Origin of the sequence: Pseudoflavonifractor phocaeensis, assembly GCF_016901735.1 — a bacterium.
GTDB lineage: Bacteria > Bacillota > Clostridia > Oscillospirales > Oscillospiraceae > Pseudoflavonifractor_A.
On record NZ_JACLZC010000021.1, the window covers coordinates 24,685 to 43,230 of the forward strand.

At 64.4% G+C, this 18,546-nt stretch carries 14 protein-coding genes and 1 riboswitch; of the genes, 7 read left to right on the forward strand and 7 right to left on the reverse strand.

Annotated elements, in window-relative coordinates:
• Positions 1–48: 48 nt before the first annotated feature.
• Positions 49–474, forward strand: coding sequence for a CBS domain-containing protein (locus H7U37_RS06390; RefSeq protein WP_204874516.1), 426 nt, complete (start codon positions 49–51; stop codon positions 472–474).
• A 1-nt stretch (position 475) separates the two neighbouring features.
• On the opposite strand, the gene H7U37_RS06395 is transcribed toward H7U37_RS06390, so the two are convergent.
• Together H7U37_RS06395 and H7U37_RS06400 are read right to left on the reverse strand one after the other, a co-directional pair.
• Positions 476–913, reverse strand: coding sequence for a DUF3842 family protein (locus H7U37_RS06395; RefSeq protein WP_204874518.1), 438 nt, complete (start codon positions 911–913; stop codon positions 476–478).
• 14 nt (positions 914–927) lie between these two features.
• Positions 928–1,968: a M42 family metallopeptidase gene (locus H7U37_RS06400; RefSeq protein ID WP_204874520.1), complete on the reverse strand. Its 1,041-nt coding sequence runs from the start codon at positions 1,966–1,968 to the stop codon at positions 928–930.
• Between the two features lie 86 nt (positions 1,969–2,054).
• Between H7U37_RS06400 and ybaK the strand changes: the two genes are divergently transcribed.
• Positions 2,055–2,540 (forward strand): Cys-tRNA(Pro) deacylase, encoded by a 486-nt coding sequence (ybaK, locus tag H7U37_RS06405; protein ID WP_204874522.1) that lies wholly within the window; start codon positions 2,055–2,057, stop codon positions 2,538–2,540.
• Between the two features lie 68 nt (positions 2,541–2,608).
• On the opposite strand, the gene ygfK is transcribed toward ybaK, so the two are convergent.
• Both ygfK and ssnA read right to left on the reverse strand, forming a co-directional pair.
• Positions 2,609–5,602, reverse strand: a complete 2,994-nt coding sequence (gene ygfK, locus H7U37_RS06410) for a putative selenate reductase subunit YgfK (RefSeq protein WP_204874525.1) — start codon at positions 5,600–5,602, stop codon at positions 2,609–2,611.
• A gap of 61 nt (positions 5,603–5,663) precedes the next feature.
• Positions 5,664–7,004, reverse strand: a complete 1,341-nt coding sequence (ssnA, locus tag H7U37_RS06415) for a putative aminohydrolase SsnA (protein ID WP_204874527.1) — start codon at positions 7,002–7,004, stop codon at positions 5,664–5,666.
• Positions 7,005–7,357: 353 nt separating this feature from the next.
• Here ssnA and H7U37_RS06420 point away from each other — a divergent pair, with 353 nt between their 5' ends.
• The 4 genes from H7U37_RS06420 to mnmE all read left to right on the forward strand — a co-directional run bounded on the left by H7U37_RS06420 (position 7,358) and on the right by mnmE (position 12,063).
• Positions 7,358–8,008, forward strand: coding sequence for a helix-turn-helix transcriptional regulator (locus tag H7U37_RS06420; RefSeq protein ID WP_204874529.1), 651 nt, complete (start codon positions 7,358–7,360; stop codon positions 8,006–8,008).
• A 119-nt stretch (positions 8,009–8,127) separates the two neighbouring features.
• A complete protein-coding gene (locus H7U37_RS06425) occupies positions 8,128–8,769 on the forward strand; it encodes an HAD family hydrolase (RefSeq protein ID WP_204874531.1) in 642 nt (213 codons plus the stop codon).
• A 97-nt stretch (positions 8,770–8,866) separates the two neighbouring features.
• Positions 8,867–10,474 carry a peptide chain release factor 3 gene (locus H7U37_RS06430; protein WP_204874533.1) on the forward strand — a complete coding sequence of 536 codons (1,608 nt, stop codon included), beginning with the start codon at positions 8,867–8,869 and terminating at the stop codon, positions 10,472–10,474.
• Positions 10,475–10,701: 227 nt separating this feature from the next.
• Positions 10,702–12,063: a tRNA uridine-5-carboxymethylaminomethyl(34) synthesis GTPase MnmE gene (mnmE, locus tag H7U37_RS06435; protein WP_204874534.1), complete on the forward strand. Its 1,362-nt coding sequence runs from the start codon at positions 10,702–10,704 to the stop codon at positions 12,061–12,063.
• A 71-nt stretch (positions 12,064–12,134) separates the two neighbouring features.
• On the opposite strand, the gene H7U37_RS06440 is transcribed toward mnmE, so the two are convergent.
• Entirely contained in the window at positions 12,135–13,331 is a 1,197-nt protein-coding gene (locus H7U37_RS06440; protein ID WP_204874536.1) for a cation:proton antiporter domain-containing protein, read from the reverse strand.
• A gap of 50 nt (positions 13,332–13,381) precedes the next feature.
• Positions 13,382–13,460: riboswitch (Fluoride riboswitch) on the reverse strand.
• 146 nt (positions 13,461–13,606) lie between these two features.
• Here H7U37_RS06440 and H7U37_RS06445 point away from each other — a divergent pair.
• Entirely contained in the window at positions 13,607–13,981 is a 375-nt protein-coding gene (locus H7U37_RS06445; RefSeq protein WP_204874538.1) for a RidA family protein, read from the forward strand.
• Between the two features lie 230 nt (positions 13,982–14,211).
• Here the strand turns inward: H7U37_RS06445 and H7U37_RS06450 are convergent, their stop codons facing one another.
• Both H7U37_RS06450 and H7U37_RS06455 read right to left on the reverse strand, forming a co-directional pair.
• On the reverse strand, positions 14,212–17,898 hold the full coding sequence (locus H7U37_RS06450; RefSeq protein WP_204874540.1) for a phosphoribosylformylglycinamidine synthase: 3,687 nt from the start codon (positions 17,896–17,898) through the stop codon (positions 14,212–14,214).
• A 43-nt stretch (positions 17,899–17,941) separates the two neighbouring features.
• On the reverse strand, positions 17,942–18,546 hold a 605-nt coding region (locus H7U37_RS06455; RefSeq protein ID WP_243414260.1), incomplete at its 5' end, for an ABC transporter substrate-binding protein.

Sequence of the window (18,546 nt, forward strand, 5' to 3'; positions counted from 1 at the left end):
GCGGTTCCGGGCATACTGGGGGAAATACCCGGAAGAGGAGGAGATTTGATGCGGGTACGGGAGTTGATGTGTCAGCAGGTGGTCAGCGTGACCCCGGGGGAGAGCGCCGCCTTGGCGGCCCGGCTGCTGGGCCGGCGGGAAGTGGGGGCGCTGCCGGTATGCGGCGCGGACGGACGGCTTCAGGGGATCGTCACCGACCGGGACATCGTGCTGCGGTGCGTGGCGGCGGGGCGGGACCCCTTCCGCACGCCGGTGGGGCAGATCATGAGCCGCAACTGTGCCTGGGTGACGCCGGGGGCGGAGACCGCTGCGGCGGCCCAGGTGATGGGGGCCGCCCAGGTGCGCCGTCTGCCGGTGGTGGAGGGCGGCAAGGTGGTGGGGATGCTGTCCCTGGGGGACCTGGTGTGCAGCCACAGCTGCGACGAGGCCGCCGGCGCGGCCCTGCTCAATATTTCCCGCAGCGTCCGGCCCTGACTCAGCGGCAGGACCGGCCCTCCAAGGCTTCCTCCATCAGCGCCACGCACCGCTCCAGAGAGGCTTGCAGGCTCTGGGGACGGTCCAGCGCCAGGGTCAGATGGCAGCGGTCGGAGGGGATGAGAATTTTTTGGGCGGGCGAAGCCCCCACCGCCGCCGCCATGGCCGGGGTGATCTCCCCCAACAGGCTGTTGGGCACCGCCACGCCCATGGGACCCACGATGAACGCGGCCAGAGGCGCGTTGACCACCACGGCGTTTTCCCCGGTGGCGCCGTCGTGAGCGCCGGCCCGGAGCATGGCGGCGGTGGCCTGGGCGTTGGAGCCCACCGCCCGCAGGTAGACCTGGGGAAGCCGCTGCCGGAGCAGGGCGGTCAGCGCCCGGCCCACGCCGCCCCCCTGGCCGTCGATGACCAGCACGAGAGGTTTTCCGTCAACCATGGCAGGCCCCTCCTTTACCGGCAGTCCAGATAGCGCTCCACCAGGGCCAGGGTGGCCAGCATGGCGTCCAGGTGGGTGCGCTCCATGCCGTGGGAGGCCTGGACGCCGGGGCCGATGAGGGCGGCGGGCACATCCAGACCGGACTTCCAGGCCACCGCCACGTCGGAGGAGTAGTGGGGGTACACGTCCAGCACGGCGGGAATGCCGTTTTCTTTGGCCAGGGTGGAAAGGCGGGTCACCATGTCGTAGTCATAGGGACCGGCGGAGTCGGCGGCGCAGATGGACACGGTGTACTCGTCGCAGGACAGGTCCAGTCCCACGCAGCCCATGTCCACCGCCAGCAGCTCGGTGAGTGCCGGCGAGAAGGTGGCGCCCCCGTGGCCCACCTCCTCGTAGACGGTAAAGGTGATCTCCACGTTGCAGCGGGGGGCTTTGCCGCTCTCCCGGAGCCAGTGGAGGAGGGTGAGGAGAATGGCGGCGCTGCCCTTGTCGTCAATAAAGCGGGATTTCAAAAAGCCGCTCTCGGTAAAGACGGTCTTGGGGTCGTAGGCGATGTAGTCCCCCACGTCAATGCCCAGGGCCCGCACGTCATCGGCGGAGCGGACCTTTTCGTCCAGGCGGACGTACATATTCTGGGCGTCTCTGGGGCGGGTGCGGGCGTCGTCAAAGACATGGGCCGCCGGCGAGAGGGAGAGGACGGTGCCGGTGTAGCGCCGTCCGTCCCGGGTAAAGACGGTGCAGTACTCCCCGTCCAGGGAGGGGAGCACCGGCCCGCCCACCGTGGTGAAGAGGAGCTCCCCCCTGTCGGTGATGGCCCGCACCATCAGGCCCAGGGTGTCCACATGGGCGCAGAGGCCCATGGTCTGGCTCTGGTCCCGGCCGGGGACGCAGATGGTCAGGTTGCCCTTGCGGGTGCGGCGGGTGGCGTAGCCCAGGGTATGGGCCATGGATTCGGCCAGGTCCACCGCCCGGCGGGTAAAGCCGCTGGGACTGGGGGCGTCCATAAGCCGGCAGGTGGTCTCCTTGAGGACCGGGATGAGAGAGGAAAAATCCATTGAAAACACTCCTTGCTTGTGCTATCGTATAACATCGAACGAAAGGATACTACGAAAAGAGACAAAAAGCAAGGGAGGAAACCACAATGGCCAAAGAGGAAAAGACCAACGTCATGCGTCTGCTGGACCAGAAAAAGACGGCCTATACCCCCCACCGCTACGAAGCGCCCAACGGGGCGGTGGACGGCGTGTCGGTGGCGGCCGCCACCGGGCAGGACGTATCCCGGGTGTTCAAGACACTGGTGACCAGAGGGGCCAGCAAAAAAAATTATGTGTTCGTGGTGCCGGTGGCCATGGAGCTGGACCTGAAGGCGGCGGCCAAGGCGGCGGGGGAGAAATCCATCGAGATGATCCGCCAGGCTGAGCTCCTCCCCCTCACCGGCTATGTCCACGGGGGCTGCTCGCCCCTGGGGATGAAAAAACAGTTCCCCACCTTCATCGACGCCTCGGCCCAAGAGCAGGAGACCATATTGGTCAGCGCCGGCAAAATCGGCGCCCAGGTGGAGCTGGACCCGCAGGACCTGGCCAAACTGGCCCGGGCCCGGTTTGCCCCCGTCGCCAAAGAGCCGTAACGAGAGAACGCCCCGGACCGTATGAAAAACGGTCCGGGGCGTTTCCCTTTGGTTGGATACGGAAGCGATTAGCCCAGGAGGTAGGCGTAATCGGCGTACACGGTGGAGATCAGCTGGCGGAGGGGCTCATAGAGGCCGCAGGCGGCGTCGGACACGTCGTAGTCCTTGACCTGTCCGGCCAGACGCACCCGGGTCTTGGCGCCCTCCAGACGGAGGAAGCCCTCGTTCTCACTGTTGTTGAAGTCCTCCTCGCTCCAGAAGAGGGTGAACTTGTCCTTGTAGGGGCGGGAGTCGTAGGGGCAGAAGGTGGCGCAGTTGCCGCACTCGTTGCACATGCCGTCCACGTGGACGATCTGGCGCATCCGCATGCCGGGCACCCGGATGGCCACGTTGGCCCGGTTGGGGCAGACCTCGGTACAGGTCTCGCAGACGGTGGCGCAGCCCAGGCAGCGCAGGTCGTCGCAGTTCTTGCAGTCGGTGCACAGGTCGCCGCGCTTGGCCAGGGGGGCGTTATAGTCGGGGTTGACGTTCTTTTCCACTTCGCTCTCGGTGTCGAAGGGCACGATGGCCTTGGCGGCCTTGGTGGCGTCGGCAATGGCCTCCACCACGGTGCCGGGACCCTTCTGGCCGTCGCCGATGACGTAGACGTTCTTGACGGAGGACTCCAGCGTCTCGCCGTTGACCACGGCCTTGCCCCGGTTATCCACAGCCAGACCGTTGGCGGTGTAGAGGCCGGTATCCACCTTCTCGCCCACGGCGGCGATGACGGTGGTGGCGGGCACCTCCACCACCCGGCCGGTGTCCACGGGAGAGCGGCGGCCGGAGGCGTCGGGCGCGCCCAGCTCCATGGCGTGGCAGGTCAGGACCCCGTCCTTCACGCCCACGGGCGCCAGCAGCTCCATAAACTCCACGCCGTCGGCCAGAGCGAATTCCAGCTCCTCCTGGTCGGCGGGCATGTAGCGCTTGGTACGGCGGTAGACCAGACGGACGTTCTCCACGCCGGGGATGCGCTTGGCGGCCCGGGCGGCGTCCATGGCGGTGTTGCCGCCGCCGATGACCACCACGTCGGCGCCCAGCTGGAGGGTCTCGGGGGCCTTCTTGGCGGCTTCCAGGAAGTCGATGACGTCCATCTCGTCGCCGTAGGAGAGACCGGCACGGCCGGGCATCCACGCGCCGGTGGCCAGGATCACATGGGTGTAGCCCTGGGCAAAGAGCCCCTGCACGTCCTTGACCTCCGTGCCCAGCTGGAACTTGGCGCCCACGGCCTTGGCCAGGGCCACATCGTTCTCGATGGCCTCGTCGCTGATGCGGAAGGCGGGGATCACATGGCGGACGATGCCGCCCAGCGTATTCTTGCGCTCAAAGACGGTGACGTCGGCGCCGGCACGGCCCAGGAAGAAGGCGGCGGACAGACCGGCGGGGCCGCCGCCCACAATGGCCACCTTCACGCCGTCCACCGGTGCGCCGGGCTTCAGGGTGGGCAGCACCGCGGCGAAACCGCCTTCGGCGGCCTTCAGCTTGGCGGAGCGGATGTACACGCTCTCCTCATAGGCGTTGCGCATGCACTTATCCTGGCAGCGGTGAGAGCAGATGGTGCCGGTAATGAAGGGCAGGGCGTTGCGCTTGGTGATGATCTCCAGCGCCTCGTCGTACTTGCCGGCCTTGACCCGCATGAGGTAGGCGGGGATGTCCTGGTGGATGGGGCAGCCCTCCCGGCAGGGGGCGTTGAAGCAGTCGATGAGGGGGACCTTCTTGTCCACCTTGCGGCTGGGAATGGGCTTCATGGGCTTTTGATAGTGGGTGTCGGCAAAGAGCTGGTCCAGCAGGGCGTCCAGCTTGGCCACGTCCACGCCGGTGAAGGCCTCGGTGCTGGGGGCCAGATCCTCGGCGATCTGGTGGAGGCGGTTATAGCCGCCGGACTTGAGAAGGGTGGTGGCCATGGTGACGGGCCAGATGTTGCAGCCGATCAGAGACTTCATGTTGAAAATGTCGGCGCCGCCGGAGTAGGAGATGCGCAGCTTGCCGTCAAACTCGTGGGACAGCTTGCCCGCCAGGGAGAGGGTGAGGGGATAGAGGGACCGGCCGGACATGTACATCTCCTCGCTGGGGAGCTCGTTGGCGGCCACGTCCACGGGGAAGGTGTTGGTCAGCTTGATGCCGAACTCCACGCCCTTCTCGGCGCACAGGGCGATGAGGCGGCGGAACATGGGCACCGCGTCGGCAAACTGCAGGTCCTCCTTGAAGTGATGGTCGTCAAACTGGATGTAGTCAAAGCCCAGGGCGTCCAGGGTCTTGCGGGCAAACTCGTAGCCCAGGAGGGTGGGGTTGCACTTGATGAAGGTATTAAAACCCTTGTTGACGATGAGATGGTTGGCGATGCGCTCGATCTCGTCGGGGGGGCAGCCGTGGAGGGTGGAGATGGTGACCGAGTTGCTTACCTGGGGGGTGATGGCTTTGACGTAGGCCTCGTCCACGTTGCGGAAACGGCCCAGGTTGGCCAGGGTCCAGTCCATGCACTCCTGCCAGACGGCGGTCTGGGAGGCGTCCCGCATCTCGTTGAGGTATTTGTCGATCTTCTCGCTCTGGATGCCCGCCAGGTCATAGCCCACGCTCATGTTGAACACGAAGCCGTCGGGATCGCCCAGGCCGTACTCCTTGGCCATCAGCTTGCAGGCAAACCACGCCTTCACATATTCGGCGAAGGCCTGGGGCACGTACAGCTCGGTGGACCACTCGCAGTTGTAGCACTCGTCGGCGGCGGTGATGCAGGGCTTGTTGACGCACTTGGACAGATCCTCGCCGTCCATGATCTGGACGGTCTTGACCTCAAAGAACCGGGAACCGCCGGCATAGGCGGCGATCAGGTTCTGGGCCAGCTGGGTGTGGGGGCCGGCGGCGGGACCGAAGGGAGACTCGATCTTCTCACCGAAGATGGGGCGGGCCTGACCGCTGGTGTAGCGCTTCAGCTTGGACACGCCGAAGATCGTGCCCTGAGTCTCCTGCTCGGTGAGGACCCAGTTCATCAGCTGTCCGAAGGGAATGGGACGCATAATGTCGCTCATCGTGTTTACCTCCTGTTTTTTCCGTATTTCCAACCTAAAATAACATCAAAAATAAATCACATCAGTAGGTGCAGTGGTTGAGCTCGCCCCAGAGCTTTTTGGACTGCTCCATACACCAGGCGTTGATGGCGTCCTCGTCAATGCCCACGAACTCCCGGTCCTTGTAGAGCACCTTGCCGTTGATGATGGTGGTGCGGCAGTTCTTGCCCATCATGCCGAAGAGCATGTGGCCGTCGATGTTGGCGTCGGAGAAGGGGGTGAAGGGCTTATAGTCCATGACGATCACGTCGGCGGCGGCGCCCTCCGCCAGGATGCCCAGGGGCTTTTTGAAGTAGCGGGCGCAGATCTTGGCGTTGTTCTCAAAGAGCATGCCGGTGGCCTCGCACCAGCCCACGTTGGGCTGGGCCACGTTGTGGCGCTGCATGGGCAGCAGGACCTTCAGGCTCTCCAGCATGTCGTGGGTGTAGGCGTCGGTGCCCAGGCCGATGAGGATGCCCTTGGCGCACATCTGGAGCACGGGAGAGCAGCCCACGGCGTTGCCCATGTTGGACTCGGGGTTGTGGCACACCATGGTGTTGGTTTCCTTGATGATGTCCAGCTCGGCGGGGGAGACGTGGATGCAGTGGCCCAGCATGGTCTTTTCGCCCAAAATGCCGTTGTAGAGCAGGCGGTTCACCGGGCGGCAGCCGTAGTTGCGCAGGGAGTCATATACGTCGTTCATACCCTCGGCCACGTGGATGTGGAAGCCGGTCATGCCGTCGTTGGCCTTGACCATCTCCTCAAAGGTCTTGTCTGAGATGGTGAAGAGGGCGTGGCCGCCGAACATGGCCTTGATCATGTCGTCGTCGGCCTCCTTGGCCCACTTGGCAAAGTCGGCGTTTTCCTGGATGGACTGGCGGCATTTTTCCATGCCGTCCCGCTCGGAGACCTCATAGCAGAGGTTGGCGCGGATGCCCAGCTCCTGGCACACGTCCTTGATGGCGAAGAGGGAGCCGGGGATCTCGCAGAAGGAGGCGTGGTGGTCAAAGATGGTGGTGACGCCGTCCCGGATGCAGTCCAGCACGGTGGCGTAGGCGCAGGCGCGGGTGCCGTCCAGGGTGAGGTGGCGGTCGATGTACCACCACTGGCCGTCCAGCACCTCGAAGAAGTTGGTGGGATTGAAGCCGTTGATGGACAGGCCCCGGGCCAGGCCGGAGTAGATGTGGGTGTGGACGTTGATGAGACCGGGCATGATAACGCCGCCCTTGGCGTCCACGAATTCCGCGTCGGGATACTTGGCCTTCAGCTCGGCCAGCGGGCCCACTTCCTTGACGATCTCGCCGTCAATGGCCACGGCGCCGTCGGGAAAATAGGGGTGTTTGGGGTCTCGGGTGATGACTTTTCCGTTTCCAACCAGCAGCATAGGGGGTTCCTCCTTTTAACAAGTTAACAAGTGGCTTGAAAACAAAAAAAGGGGAGCGCGACAGCGCGCCTCCCCTTCGGCGGCCAGGAACAGGTCGGCCGAAGGACATTGTGATGTTCATTCAGCCCGTGCGCGAGAGCACTCCGTTGCAGCCAGGATGCCATATCCAAATTTTTGTGCGGTTTGCACAGACAAAGCTCATTTCTTATCCAAAGTCTAACACACTTTTTCAGAAAAATCAACCCTTTTTTAGCCTACCAGAAAATTTTTAAGAACCGGCAAAAATCATTGTAATTGTTCCGCAATATGATAAAATAATAGGCAAAAACGGACGAGAAAGAAAGGAGAGCCTTATGCCAAATGCTTCCACGATAGAATTCCTCTTACAGCTGGCCAAGGGAATCGCCCGGCAGTTTGGGCCGAACTGTGAGGTGGTGGTCCACGATTTGGTGTCCAATGACCCGGACAGCTCCATTGTGGCCATTGAAAACGGACATGTGACCGGCCGAAAGGTGGGGGATGGTCCATCCCATATCGTGCTGGAGGCTCTGCAAAACAACCGTACCCATCTGGAAGATCAGCTGGCCTATCTGACCCGCACCAAGGACGGGAAAATCCTCAAATCCAGCACCCTCTATGTCCGCAATGACGACGGCGAGGCCATCGGTATTTTCAGCATCAACTACGACATCACCCTCATGCTGGCCATGGAGACCCAGCTGCGGCAGTTCACCTCCACCGGGCAGCCCCAGCAGGAGGCGGAGCCCATCTCCCGCAACGTGTCCGATCTGCTGGACGAGCTCATCGAGCAGAGCGTACGCACCGTGGGCAAGCCGGTGGCGCTGATGAACAAGGAGGATAAGGTAAAGGCCATTGATTTTCTCAACCGGACCGGCGCCTTTCTGATCACCAAGAGCGGCGACAAGATCTGCAAATACTTCGGCATCTCCAAGTATACCCTGTACAGCTACCTGGACGAGGCCAGAGAGCACACCGAGAGCTAAAGGGGAAGCACGTTCCTGCGAGGGGGCGTGCTTTTTTCCCGGCCCGGCTTGCGCGGCGTAACGTGGGTATGATATGATAAGAAAACTGTAATTGAGCGGAAAAGGAGTCGAAATGGGCCATGATTGGGGCAGACGGAATTTTGTTTGATCTGGACGGCACGCTGTGGAACGCCACGGCGCGGATTCAGGAGGGCTGGAATCTGGGACGGCAGGAGCTGGGCCTTGCGCCCACGCTGACCCTCTCCCAGGTGGAGGACTGCATGGGACTGCTCATCGAGCCGCTGGCCCGGCGTCTGCTGCCCGAGCTGAGGGAGGAGCGGCTCCAGGAGGGGATCAGGGTCTGCGTGGGCCATCAGCTGGCCTGTCTGGCGGGCCGGGGCGGTATTTTGTACCCCCATGTGGAGGAGACCCTGGACCAACTGGCCCGGACCCATAAGCTGTTCATCGTCAGCAACTGCGTGGACGGGTATATCCAGTCCTTTTTTGCCGCCCACGGTCTGGGCCGGTATTTTACCGACTTTGAGTGCCCCGGCCGCACCGGCAAGGCCAAGGCGGAGAATATCGCCCTGGTGGCCCACCGCAACGGCCTGCAAAAGCCACTCTATGTGGGGGATACCCAGGGGGACTATGACGCCGCCGCCGCCGCCGGCGTGCCCTTTCTCCACGCGGCCTACGGCTTCGGCCGTATCGACCACCCGGTGCCCCATGTGGATGCCTTTGCCGACATTCCGGCGGTGGTGGGCCGCCTCAGCCCGCCGTAAAAGCGGGCGGCCATAAAGGCCGCCCCTAAACAAATTTCGCACCTGCGTTTTCTATCTTTTATCTCTTATCTTTTATCTCAACAAGGAGGCTATGCTCTTGTCCAAATATGAATCGGAAATCAACCGCCGGCGCACCTTTGCCATCATTTCCCATCCCGACGCCGGTAAAACCACCCTGACCGAAAAGTTCCTGCTCTACGGAGGCGCCATCGCCCAGGCAGGCCAGGTCAAGGGGAAAAAGAACACCCGCGCCGCCACCTCCGACTGGATGGAGATCGAAAAGCAGCGCGGTATTTCGGTGACCTCCTCGGTCATGCAGTTCCAGTACGAGGGGTACTGCATCAACATCCTGGACACCCCCGGCCACCAGGACTTTTCCGAGGACACCTACCGCACCCTCATGGCCGCCGACAGCGCCGTCATGGTCATCGACGCCGCCAAGGGCGTGGAGGCCCAGACCCGCAAGCTCTTTAAGGTCTGCGCCATGCGGGACATTCCCATTTTTACCTTCATCAACAAGATGGACCGGGAAGCCCGGGACTCCTTCGAGCTGCTGGAGGAGCTGGAGACCGAACTGGGCATCGAGACCTATCCGGTGAACTGGCCCATCGGCTGCGGCAAAGATTTTAAGGGCGTTTATGACCGCGAGTCCCAGAAGATCATCCATTTCACCTCCAACGGCGGCGCGAAGGCCGCCACCGCCACCGAGGTGGCGCTGGGCGACCCCAATCTGGACGGCCTCATCGGCGCTGTGCTCCACCAGAAGCTCACCGACGAGATCGAGCTGCTGGACGGCGCCTCCGCCGAGTTCGACCTGGACCGGGTGCGCCACGGCAAGCTGTCCCCCGTATTCTTCGGTTCCGCCCTGACCAACTTCGGCGTGGAGCCCTTTTTGGAGCATTTTCTCAAAATGACCACCGCCCCCCTGCCCCGGAAGGCGGGGGAGGAGGTCATCGACTCCATGGACGAGGATTTTTCTGCCTTTGTCTTTAAGATCCAGGCCAACATGAACAAGGCCCACCGGGACCGCATCGCCTTTATGCGGGTTTGCTCCGGCCGGTTCGACGCCGACAAGGAGGTCTATCACGTCCAGGGGGGCAAGAAGCTCCGCCTCTCCCGGCCCCAGCAGCTCATGGCCGCCGAGCGGGAGATCATCGAGGAGGCCTACGCCGGCGACATCATCGGCGTCTTTGACCCGGGCATCTTCTCCATCGGCGACACCCTCTGCGCCCCGGGGAAGAAATTCAAATTCGACCCCATTCCCACCTTTGCCCCCGAGCACTTCCGCCGGGTGCGCTCTCTGGACACCATGAAGCGCAAGCAGTTTTTGAAGGGCATGGAGCAGATCGCCCAGGAGGGCGCCATCCAGATCTTCAAGACCCCCTATTCCGGCATGGAGGAGGTCATCGTGGGGGTGGTGGGCACCCTGCAATTCGACGTGCTGGAGTACCGGCTCAAAAACGAGTACAACGTGGACCTCTATATGGAGGGCCTGCCCTATGAATACCTGCGGTGGATCGAGCGGACCGACGGCATCGAGGAGCCGGTGAAGGAGGAGGACCTGAACCTGGGCACCGACACCAAGCTGGTGGAAGATTATAAAGGCAATCAGCTGCTGCTCTTTGGCTCCCAATGGGCCATTCATTGGACGGAGGACCGGAACAAACAGCTGAAATTGCTGGAGTTCGGCGGGGGCGCGCGGTAAGAGAACATTCGTTCGTTGACATCCAATATCCATTGGAATATGCAGGATAGGTGGAAGAGAGACACCGTACTTTCCACAAGTTGCACGAAGTTTTCCACATTTTCCACAGAGTTGTCCACATTGGTGGAGAAAGACGGTGGAGGCTTTATGCACTGCCGGTAGACATAATGGAAGTCAAGGAAAAAAGTACAGGTAAAATCACGAAATATGGCGAAAGGAGGAAGGATATGGATACGATAGCGGCCATCGCCACCGGCAGCGCCCGGTGCGCGGTGGGCATTGTCCGACTTTCGGGACCGAACGCCATTCCGGCGGCGGCGGCGGTCTTTCGGGCGGCCAGCGGAAAACCCCTGGAAACGGCGGCGGACCGGCAGCTGGTCTACGGGACCCTGCTGGACGGCGAGGGCCGGCCGGTGGACCAGATCTTGGCTACCGTCTCCCGGGGGCCGCGGAGCTACACCGGCGAGGATACCGCCGAGCTCCAGTGCCACGGCTCCCCGGCAGTGCTGGCCCTGGCCCTGGAGGCCCTCTATGCCCAGGGCGTCCGCCCGGCGGAGCCGGGGGAGTTTACCCGCCGGGCCTTCCTCAACGGCCGCCTGGACCTCTTGCAGGCCGAGGCGGTGGCCGACCTCATCGACGCCGACAGCGCCCAGGCCGTCCGCTGTGCCGGCGGGCAGCTCTCCGGGGCCCTGAGCCGGCGGGTGGCGGCGGTCTATGACGCCCTGGTGGACGTGAGCGCCCACTTCCACGCCGTGCTGGACTACCCCGACGAGGACCTGGACCCCTTCACCCAGCGGGAACTGGCCGACGCCCTGGACAGGGGGGCGGCGGATCTGTCCGCCCTGCTGGACACCTACCGGCGGGGGAAGTTCCTGGTGGGGGGCATTCCCTGCGCCATTGTGGGACGGCCCAACGCCGGCAAATCCTCCCTCCTCAACGCCCTTCTGGGCTATGAACGGGCCATCGTCACCGACATTCCCGGCACCACCCGGGACACGGTGGAGGAAAAATGCACCGTGGGCGGACGGCTCCTCCGGCTCATCGACACGGCGGGCATCCGGGAGACGGCCGACGCGGTGGAGCGCATCGGCGTGGAGCGGAGCCGCAAAGCCCTGGAAGGGGCGGCCCTGGCCCTGGTGCTGTGGGACGGGACCTGTCCGCCCACCACGGAGGACCGGGACCTGCTGGCCCTGGCGCTGGACCGGGCGGAGCGGGTGATCCTGCTGCGCACCAAGACCGATCTGGGTCCCGGCCCGGCGTGGACGGAGTGTCCCTGTCCGGTGGTGGCGGTGAGCAGCAAGACCGGCGACGGACTGCGGGCCCTGGAGGAGGCGGTAGCCGAGGCCTTTCCCGGCGGCGCGGCGGAGGAGGCCGGTCAGATGCTGACCAACGCCCGGCAGGCGGAGGCGGCGGGCCGGGCGCTCGGCGCGCTGAGGGCGGCGTCGGGCAGCCTGGCGGCGGGTATGACCCCCGACGCGGTGCTGGTGGACGTGGAGGCCGCCATGGCCGCCCTGGGGGAGCTCACCGGCCGTACCGTGCGGGAGGACGTGACCGACCGCATTTTCGCCCGGTTCTGCGTGGGCAAGTAGCCAAAACGAAAAAACGACAAGACGACGGCCCCGGAACGGTTCAAAATCGTTCCGGGGCCAGTTTGATATGTTCAGAGGACTTTCTTTTCCGACTTTTCCAAAACAGGATAGGTCCGGTCAATGGCCAGGGCGCCCAGTGGGGCGGTGATGAGAATGGCGATGACCGCCACGGTGAGGACGATCTGTCCACAGCCCAGGCCCATGGCCAGGGGTACGCCGCCGATGGCCGCCTGCACCGTGGCCTTGGGCAGATAGGCCACCACGCAAAAGAGCTTCTCTTTCCAGTTGAACCCGGAGCCGGCTACGCAGACCAGCACGCCCACCGCCCGGAAGCACAGGCAGCCCAACACCGCCACAATGGCCAGCACGCCGGCGGACAGGGCGTAGCGCAGATCCACCGCCGCGCCCACCAGCACAAAGAGGGACACCTCGGCGGCCACCCACAGCTTGGAGAATTTCAGGCTCAGGCGCTGGGCCACCACGCCCCGCCACCGCTGAAGTCCCACGTCGGCGGCCATGACGGCCAGCAGGCCGGAGAAGGGGAACAGGCCCTCCAGGGCGTCCTCCGCCGCCACCAGCAGAAAGGCCAGGGACAGCAGGATCACCACTTTAATGGAGTCCCGCATGTGGACCTTGCGGAAGAAAAGGGCCAGCAGCCAGCCCAGAAGGAGGCCCGCCGCGACGCCCGTCACAATGGAGGCCGGCACCGAGAGGAGGGTGGCGGGGGAGAGCCCGGTCCCTGTCCCGGAGGCCAGGCCGGTGAAGGCGGTAAAGAGAACGATGACAAACACGTCGTCCACCGACGCGCCGGCCAAAATCAGCTGGGGGATGCCCTTTTCCACCCCATAGCCCTCCTCGGACAGGCGGATCATCCGGGGCACGATGACCGCCGGGGACACCGCCCCCACCACCGCGCCCATAATGGCCGCGTCCAGCACCGGCACCCCCAGCAGCCGGGGGGCCAGCAGCACCATACCGGTGATCTCAAAGCAGGCCGGCACAAAGCACATCAGTACCGCCGGACGGCCCACCCGCTTGAGGGCCGCCACGTCCAGCGACAGACCCGCCCGGGTCAGGATGATGATGAGGGCCAGCTGCCGCAGATCGGCCGAGATCCCCAGCAGCGACGGGGAGAGCAGGTTCAGGGCGTAGGGACCCAAAATCATGCCGGCGATCAGCATCCCCACCAGCGGGGGCAGCCCCAATTTTTTGGCCAGCGCCCCCAGCGCCATGCCCAGCAGCAGCACCAGTCCCAAACTTGTCAGCATATGTCCTCGTTCCTTTCCGGGGCAACAAAAAAAGCTGATGCCCCTGCAACCAAATTGCAGAAGCCATCAGCCGATACGGCGGTTCTGTCTCCGGAGGAGACAAGGGAGCGCTTCATTCCCTGGTGGCATTATATCCCCCCGCTCTCCCGGCGTCAAGGGATTTTTGTGGCCCAAAAATTTTTCAGCTTTCCCTTGCAAATTTTTTGGTTTTTATTATAATGGGAGATAGCAAGGGGCGCTTTGCCCACAGCTCATTTCAGGAGGGAGTTTTTATCATGAACAAGACCATCACCGCCGCCAACGCGCCCGCCGCCGTGGGCCCCTACTGCCATGCCAAGCTGGCGGGCAACACCCTGTATATCTCCGGTCAGCTGGGTCTGGACCCGGCCACCGGCGTTCTCGCCGAGGGCGTGGAGGCCCAGGCCAAGCAGGCCCTGGAAAACCTGGGCGCCATCCTCAAGACCGCCGGCATGGACTACGCCGACGTGACCAAGACCACCGTGTTCCTCACCGATATCAACGACTTCGCCGCCATCAACGCCATCTATGCCCAATACTTCCAGGGCGAGGCCCCCGCCCGCTCCTGCGTGGCCGTGGCTGCCCTGCCCAAGGGCGGCGCCTTCGAGGTGGAGGCCGTGGCCGTTAAGTAAGCGCCCCTTTTCGTTGCCCCATACGCAGCAAAGCGCCCGCCGGTTCGGCGGGCGCTTTACCATTTGTGAGGGAAAGAAGAGAGGAAGAATGAAAAAACACTTGTATATGAAACAATCCGCGGCAGTTGTCAGTCCGCTTCCTGTCTGTGCTCTTAGCATACCACGGCGCTCTTCTTTATAATTGGACAGATTTTGAAAACTCTATGAATAATGTGTAAACGTGGGGGGCCTCAGGCGAAGTAGGCCGCGCCGCTCTCCCAGAGGGGCTGGTACTTGTCCCCCGGGATGTTCAGGCCCACATAGTCGCCCCGGCGCTCGGAGTGGCCCATCTTGCCAAAGACCCGGCCGTCGGGGGAGAAGATGCCCTCAATGGCCCGGAAAGAGCCGTTGGGGTTGACGTCGATGTCCATGGAGGGCGCGCCGCTCCCGTCCACGTACTGGGTGGCCACCTGGCCGTTGGCGCACAGCGCATCCAGCAGAGCGTCGGGGGCCACGAACTTGCCCTCGCCGTGGGAGATGGGAATGGCGTGGAGGTCGCCCACCTGGCTCTTGAGCATCCAGGGGGAGCGGACCGAGGCCACCCGGGTGGTGACGTAGCGGCTCTGGTGGCGGCCGATGTTGTTGAAGGTCAGGGTGGCGCAGGTGTCGTCCATGGGCCGGATCTCCCCGTAAGGCACCAGACCCAGCTTGACCAGCGCCTGGAAGCCGTTGCAGATGCCCAGCATCAGGCCGTCCCGGTTTTTCAGCAGGTCGTGGATGGCGTCGGTGAGGCGGGCATTGCGCAGGAAGGAGGCGATGAACTTGGCCGAGCCCTCCGGCTCGTCGCCGCCGGAGAAGCCGCCGGGCAGGAAGACGATCTGGGCCTTGCGGATGGCCCCCTCCAGATCCACGGTGGATTGCAGGAGATCGTCGGCGGTCAGATTGCGGATAACCACCGTCTCGGCGTCCATGCCGGCCCGCAGGCAGGCCCGCACCGAGTCGTACTCACAGTTGGTGCCGGGGAACACGGGGATGACCACCCGGGGCCGGGCAATTCTGTTCTTGGCCACGATGGGGGCCCGCTGGTGACAGGAGATGGGGGCCACCGGGCCGGCGTCGGCGGTGCGGGCGGGGTAGACCTCGGCCAGGACGCCCTCGTTGAGGGCCAGCAGCTCGGCCACGTCCGCCGACTCGCCGCCCAGGGTGATCTTGCCGTCATCGGTGGTATGGCCGATGCGGACGCCGCAATCGCAGTCCTCGGTGAGCTCAGCCACGATGACGCCGGGCATGGGGATATACCAGGTGTGGGCGTCGGTTTCCGCCGCAAAGCCCACGCCGTTGCCGAAGGACATCTTCATTACCGCCTCGGCCAGGCCGTTCTCCACCGCCCAGGCCGCCTTGATCTTACCGGCCTCACACAGGGCGTGGAACTGCTCCCAGGAGGACTTGCAGGCCTCCACATCGCCGGAGCCGAAGAGATAGACCCCGTGACCGGCCTCCTTAAACTCGGGGGAGAGGACCTTGTCCGCCTTTACAGGGGCGATGGCGAAGGAGATGAGGGTGGGGGGCACGTCCAGGTCCATAAAGGAGCCGGACATGGAGTCTTTCCCGCCGATGGCGGCGGCGTTCAGCGCCAGCTGGGCGTCCAGCGCTCCCAGCAGGGCGGCGAAGGGCTTGCCCCACCGCTCCGGCTCGTCCCGCAGCTTTTCAAAGAACTCCTGGAGGGTGAGATAGGCTTTTTTGTAGTCCGCGCCGGCGGCCACGATCTTGGCCACCGAGGTGATGACGCTCTCCTTCGCGCCGGTGTAGGGGTCGGCGCTCATCCGGTCGGGGTCAAAGCCCCAGGCCATCAGGCTGGCCTGGTCAGTCTCCTGGCCCGGCTCCACGGGGAAGAGGGCGGACATGGCCTGGGCGGGGGTGCGCTGATATTTGCCGCCGAAGGGCATGAGCACGCTGCCCGCGCCGATGGAGCCGTCAAACCGCTCGGTCAGGCCCCGGCGGGAGGCGGATTTCAGGCTGGACGCCATCTCCCGCAGGCTGTGGGCGGCGGCGCTGCCCAGGGCGGTGCGGTCGTTCTGGGGGACGGAGACGTTGGCGTGTTTTACCGCGCCGTTGGTGTTGAGGAAGGCCCGGGACAGGTCGGCCACCTTCTGCCCTCGCCAGGTCATGACCATCCGGGGGCTTTCGGTGACCACCGCCACCTGATAAGCCTCCAGGTTCTCGCTCTGGGCGGCGGCGATGAAGGTATCCGCGTCCTGAGGGGAAACCACCACGGCCATGCGCTCCTGGCTCTCGGAAATGGCGAGCTCGGTGCCGTCCAGGCCGTCGTATTTCTTGCGCACCGCGTCCAGGTCGATGGACAGGCCGTCGGCCAGCTCGCCGATGGCAACGCTGACGCCGCCCGCGCCGAAGTCGTTGCACCGCTTGATGAGGCGGGTCACGTCGCCCCGGCGGAAGAGACGCTGGATCTTGCGCTCCTCGGGGGCGTTGCCCTTCTGGACCTCGGAGGCCATGGTGGTCAGGGACTTCATGTTGTGGCTCTTGGAGGAGCCGGTGGCGCCGCCGATGCCGTCCCGGCCGGTGCGTCCCCCCAGCAGGATGACCACGTCGCCGGGGGCGGGGACCTCGCGGCGGACATGGTCGGCGGGGGCCGCGCCCACCACCGCGCCGCACTCCATGCGCTTGGCTACGTAGCCGGGGTGGTAGACCTCGGCCACATGGCCGGTGGCCAGGCCGATCTGGTTGCCGTAGGAGGAGTAGCCCGCCGCGGCGGTCTGGGCAATCTTGCGCTGGGGCAGCTTGCCGGGGATGGTCTGGTCAAAGGGGGTGCGGGGGTCGCCGCCGCCGGTGAGGCGCATGGCCTGGTGGACATAGACCCGGCCGGAGAGGGGGTCGCGGATGCAGCCGCCGATGCAGGTGGCCGCGCCGCCGAAGGGCTCGATTTCGGTGGGGTGGTTGTGGGTCTCGTTTTTGAACATCAGGAGCCAGTCCTGCTCCTTGCCGTTCACCCTGGCGGGGACGTGGATGGAGCAGGCGTTGATCTCCTCGCTCTCGTCCAGTTCGGGGAGGAGGCCCCGCTTTTTCAGGGTCTTGGTGCCGATGGTGGCAATGTCCATCAGAGTCTGGGGGCGTTTGGCCGCCTTCTCCTGGCCGTACACCTCCACCCGGGCGGCCAGATAGCGCGCATAGGCGTCCTTCACCGGCCCGTCGGCGATGTCCACCCCGTCCAGATGGGTGGAGAAGGTGGTGTGGCGGCAGTGATCGGACCAGTAGGTGTCCACCACCCGCACCTCGGTGAGGGTGGGGTCCCGGCCCTCCTCGTCCCGGAAGTAGCCCTGGAGAAAGGTAAGGTCCGCCAGATCCATGGCCAGGCCGTACTGCTCCAGCAGAGCGGAAAGGCCCGCCTGATCCAGGGTGCGGAAGCCCTCCAGCACCGGCACCGGGTTGGGCTCGGGGTACTGCTGAAGGAGGGTGTCCGGCTTATCCAGGGAGGCCTCCCGGCTCTCCACGGGGTTGATGAGGTAATTGCGGGCCTTGGCCAGGCCGGCGTCGTCCATCTGGCCGGCGAACAGGTAGAGGGTGGCGCACCGCACCACCGGACGCTCGCCGCCGGTGAGCATCTGGATGCACTGGGCGGCGGAGTCGGCCCGCTGGTCATACTGGCCGGGCAGAGCCTCCACCGCCAGGATGGCGCAGTCCTCCGCGGGCTGGGGGAAGGTCTCGTCGTACGCCGCGTCCACCTGGGGCTCGCTGAACACCGTGGCGCGCACCGCGCCGTAGGTGGCCTGGTCGATGCCCTCCACATCGTAGCGGTGGAGGACCCGTACCCCCGTCAGACCGGTGAGCCCCAGCTCATTTTGCAGCTCGGCCAGCAGACGGCGGGCCTCCACGTCATAGCCCGGCTTCTTTTCCGCGTAAGTACGAAATACAGTTCCCATTTCCGGTACCCCTTTCTCTCTGGAAAAATCAAACACACATGGCTTACTGGGCCGCCGACCAGGCGGCGAAGTGATAAAAGATATTCTGTTGGGTGGGTGTGGCCCCCGCCGTCTGTCCCCACTGGCTGAGGATCGACCAGTTTTTGAAGCACAGGGGGGTAAAGGGCATTTCCTCGCCCAGACGGAGGTAGAGGGCGTTGGCGGCGGCCTTCCGGTCGTCCCCCTGGGCGGCGCGGAAGGCCGCCAGGAGACCGGCGGTTTCGGCGTCTGTCCAGCGGCTGTAATTGAGGGCTCCCGCCGGTCCGATGAGGACGGTCAGGTCAAAATCGGCGGTGAGGCGCACCTCGCCCAGATAGAGGTCGTAGTCTCCGGCGGCCAGGGCGGCGGTATAGGCCTCCCAGGTCAGCCGCTCCACCGTCACGGTGACGCCGGCGGCGTTCAGGGTGGCGGCGATGGCGTCGGCCACCGCCAGCTTATAGGAGTTCTCCTGGCTGACGATGAGCGTCAGGGACAGGTTGCTGTGGCCCTTGTTCCACTTGCCGTCCAGCTGGGTCCAGCCGGCCTCGGTGAGGATGGTGGACAGGGTCTCGGGGCTGTAAGAGAGCTCGGTATTGAGGCCGTCGTCAAAGAGGACGCTGGATGGGTGGG